Source organism: Psychrobacter urativorans (assembly GCF_904846695.1).
GTDB classification, from domain to species: Bacteria; Pseudomonadota; Gammaproteobacteria; order Pseudomonadales; family Moraxellaceae; genus Psychrobacter; species Psychrobacter urativorans.
The window spans coordinates 1-1,342 of record NZ_CAJHBR010000060.1; the positions used below are offsets into that span (position 1 = coordinate 1).

The 1,342-nt window shown below is 43.9% G+C and carries 2 protein-coding genes; both read right to left on the bottom strand.

Features of this window, described 5'->3' with window-relative positions; translation table 11 throughout:
- Window positions 1-1,099: HsdR family type I site-specific deoxyribonuclease (locus tag JMY09_RS14340; RefSeq protein WP_201624624.1), on the bottom strand; the 1,099-nt coding region annotated here is incomplete at its 3' end.
- The coding region (locus JMY09_RS14345; protein ID WP_201624626.1) for a restriction endonuclease subunit S at window positions 1,092-1,342 on the bottom strand (251 nt) is incomplete at its 5' end. The genes JMY09_RS14340 and JMY09_RS14345, both read right to left, overlap by 8 nt.

Below are 1,342 nucleotides of genomic sequence, written 5' to 3' on the forward strand. Positions count from 1 at the left end.
CTGCGGTACTGTCTGAGCCGTTGACGCTATCAGGGGAGAAGCGTTGATACTCTTTCATGGTTTGGTAATCGAGATCCTTACGGTCTACCACAAAAAATACTTTATCAATGAAGGGAAGATCAGTCGCCAAACGTGCCGCTTTGAAGCTAGTTAAGGTTTTTCCTGAGCCGGTGGTATGCCAGATAAAACCGCCACTCTCAAGGGTGCTCCAGTTTTTGGCTTGATAGGCACTGTTTATCTTCCACAAAATACGCTCAGTAGCCGCTATCTGATAAGGGCGCATGACCAATGAGGTGTCACTCACATCAAAGACGGTGTAATGCATCAGCACGTTTAATAGGGTGTTTTTTTGGAAGAAGGTGGCTGTGAAGTCTTTTAGGTCTTTGATTAAGGTGTTGTCTGATCTCGCCCAGTTCATGGTGAAATCAAAGCTGTTTCTATTGCGCTTGGTCGTATTGGCAAAGTAGCGTGTGTCTGTACCGTTTGAGATCACAAACAGCTGTATGTATTTATATAGCGAGTTATCGGAGTTAAAGCTTTCTTTGCTATAACGATGCACTTGGTTAAAGGCTTCACGAATGGCAATACCACGCTTTTTCAGCTCAATCTGCACCAGTGGCAAGCCATTGACCAAAACAGTGACGTCATAACGGTTCGCCTGTGTGCCTGTTTGGGCAAACTGTTTGATCACTTGTACTTTATTGCGTGGAATATTTTTCTTATCGAGTAGCGCGATATTTTGGATATGACCATCATCAAACACGAAGTCATGAATATGATTATCATGAATTTTACGTGCTTTATCGGTGCTGTTGTCGCTAGGGTTATCGAGGTATTCCATCACAAAGCGTTGCCATTCGTCATCTGTGAACTGCACCTCATTTAACGCTTGCAGCTGCACACGCACGTTAGCCAACATGGTTTTGGGGGAATTTAAACCAGCGACAAATTCATAACCTTGGTTTTGTAAGTCCTTGAGTAATTCGCGCTCTAAATCGTCTTCGGTTTGATAGCCTCCATCAGGCTGATCGCACTTGGTATATTTATTAAGGACGATAAAATTGTTCGATTCAGCAATCGTTTGGGTCTGTTCAGTCATGTTCTACTACCTCAGGCTTAGGAAAACTCAACAGCAGCTCGCGATAATATTCATACTGCTGCTGACGCAATTCAATCTCACGCGGTAAGCCTTCGGTAAGCGAGGTGGTTAAAGCTTCAAACTTATCAAGGATAGCGACGATGCGTTGTTGTTCGGCGAGCGGAGGGAGTGGAATCAACATGGTTTTTAATTGACCAGCTGTAAGTAATGGCTGTCCAGCTCCTTTAGTAAAACGGTTTAGAT